Source organism: Psychroserpens sp., from assembly GCF_045105015.1.
In the GTDB taxonomy this organism is placed as follows: domain Bacteria; phylum Bacteroidota; class Bacteroidia; order Flavobacteriales; family Flavobacteriaceae; genus Psychroserpens.
Genome location: NZ_JBGCCX010000134.1, coordinates 1 through 2,724, shown reverse-complemented (window position 1 = coordinate 2,724; position 2,724 = coordinate 1). Strand labels below are relative to the sequence as shown.

Genomic DNA, 2,724 nt, shown 5'->3' with positions numbered 1-2,724 from the left:
ATGATCTGTACCAATAAGATGTTGGTTACTAGAATTGATCATGGTTTGCGCATTTAAATCCCCAAAATCGAATCTATTATTGTAGGTGGTTCCAGTTGAAATTGAAAATCTTGAGTAGTTATTTCCAGCCGAATACATGTTATAAGTACTTCTAAAATCTAATCCTACGTGGTTAACACCTGGAGTATCATAAGAACTTAAATTAATATAATTATCGGTACCATAATGATTTCCATAAAACACCTTACCATCTGCACCAAGCCATAACCTATTAGAATTAAAACTTACTGAATTAAAATCTTCATTATTAAAATCGGTACTTGAAGGGTTGATTAAATAGCTTGTTGGACTAGCATCAGAAAAACCAATTATTAATCCATTATCACCTACTGCATAGTAAGAGTCTGTAGAATCATTAAATCCTATTTTATTGATACTTGTATTTGCTGCACCATTATAAATAATTTCATAGTCTAAAGACGGAAAGTTTAATCTAAAAATAACTGCATTATTAGTTAATGAATTAACTCCTGAAGCATAAACAAATCCAGAATTTGTAGCATCTTCATCATTTGCATAACAATGAGAAAACACTGTGTTTTCATAAATATCAGAATCGCCAGGATTTGTAGTAATTTCAAATCTTGTCCAATCTGCTGCAGTATTTCCGTAATTAGTTGTATAATATAAACCGCTATGTCCAGACACAAGTCCGTTGTTATCTAAAAAAACGACTCCAGTAAAATTATCATTAAAATTAACATTGATATTTTCCCATTGACCAAAGGTTAATTGAACAGAGATGAAAAAAATAAATGCTGATAAGTATAGTGATTTCATTTGTAAGAATTTTATGCTAATATAATAGTTATTATGTTGTTATGAGTTTAATTAAACTTTTCTTCAAAAAAATATAACAACTACAGTGTCATAGAATAATGACATTTTAATTAAATTTATTTTTAGTAAAAAAGGTATTTGGTACAACCTGATTAATGATAAGCAGAGTTATGGGCTAATGTTTCATTACAAGTAGCACAAGCTATAGCTGATCCAGCTCCACCAGCACATCCCTTTGAGCAAGTATAATGCCATACGCCTGCTGAATTCTGACTCGGTTCTGGAGTAGGTGTTGTTGCAGTTGGAGTTGAAAACTGAACATCAGAATTTGTATTGGTTGGGTTAGCACCATTATGATAAACTGTATTATGAATTAAAATGTTTCCACAAGTTTTACATTTATCAGCTATACCAGCTCCACCTGGACAGCCAATTCTACAGGTATAATGCCAAACACCTGATGCATTTTGTGCTGGCTCCTTTAATTTAGGCGTAGCCTTTTTTGTTTCAGTAGATGCATCTTTAACTTCTTTTGAGTCAGATGTCGTTGCATTTTCCTTTGAAGTTTTTGTACTATCATTACAGCTATATAGCGAAACAAACGAGCATAATAAGAGTGTGCTAAAAATTTTAAAGTATTTCATGATTTTTGGTCTATAGCAGTAAAGTTACACTATAAAAATGAACTTCTTACATATTTCTACGATACTGTCCTCCTACTTCAAACAAAGCTGAAGTAATTTCACCAAGAGAACATACTTTACAAACGTCCATTAAGGCTTCAAATATATTTTCGTTATTAATGGCTTTATGCTGCAAGTCTTTCAATAACTGTTTTGTATCGTTAGCCTTGTGAAGATTCTCTAGAGTTTTTATTTGGAATTGCTTTTCTTCTTCTGTGGCTCTAATTACTTCCGCAGGTAAAACTGTTGGAGACCCTTTACTACTTAAGAAGGTGTTCACTCCAATAATTGGAAATTCTCCATTATGCTTCAAAGTTTCGTAATACAGACTCTCCTCTTGTATTTTACTACGCTGATACATGGTTTCCATTGCACCTAAAACACCTCCACGTTCTGTAATACGATCAAATTCCATGAGAACCGCTTCTTCGACTAAATCAGTTAATTCTTCAATAATAAAAGATCCTTGAATTGGGTTTTCATTTTTATTCAATCCTAACTCTTTATTAATAATTAATTGAATAGCCATGGCTCTACGAACTGACTCTTCGGTTGGAGTTGTAATGGCTTCATCATATGCATTTGTATGTAACGAATTACAGTTATCATAAATAGCATACAAGGCTTGAAGTGTTGTTCTTATATCATTAAAATCAATTTCTTGAGCATGTAAACTTCTTCCTGATGTTTGAATATGGTATTTTAACATTTGTGCTCTAGCATTAGCGCCATATTTATGCTTAAGAGCTTTAGACCATATTTTCCTTGCTACTCTTCCTATTACAGCATATTCAGGATCAATTCCATTTGAGAAAAAGAACGATAGGTTTGGACCAAATTTATTGATGTCCATTCCTCTAGACAAGTAATACTCAACATAAGTAAATCCGTTAGATAACGTGAATGCTAACTGAGAAATTGGATTGGCTCCAGCTTCAGCGATATGATATCCAGAAATTGATACTGAGTAAAAGTTTCGTACGTTATTATTAATAAAATACTCTTGAACATCTCCCATTAAACGCAATGCAAATTCAGTAGAAAAAATACAAGTGTTTTGCGCTTGATCTTCTTTCAATATATCTGCTTGAACCGTTCCTCTAACTTGAGCAATAGTTTTAGCTTTAATATCTGCATATACGTCAGCAGGTAAAACTTGATCTCCAGTTACACCTAAAAGCATCAATCCTAAACCATCATT

3 protein-coding genes are annotated in these 2,724 nt (G+C 32.5%); all 3 read right to left on the bottom strand.

From position 1 onward, the window contains the following. Nucleotides 1–840 (bottom strand): hypothetical protein (locus tag AB8B90_RS10115; protein ID WP_405336473.1); only part of this gene is annotated, 840 nt, incomplete at its 3' end. A 152-nt stretch (nt 841–992) separates the two neighbouring features. Continuing rightward, nucleotides 993–1,484, bottom strand: coding sequence for a hypothetical protein (locus AB8B90_RS10110; protein WP_405336471.1), 492 nt, complete (start codon nt 1,482–1,484; stop codon nt 993–995). Nucleotides 1,485–1,530: 46 nt separating this feature from the next. Further along, on the bottom strand, nt 1,531–2,724 hold a 1,194-nt coding region (locus AB8B90_RS10105; protein WP_405336469.1), incomplete at its 5' end, for a methylmalonyl-CoA mutase family protein.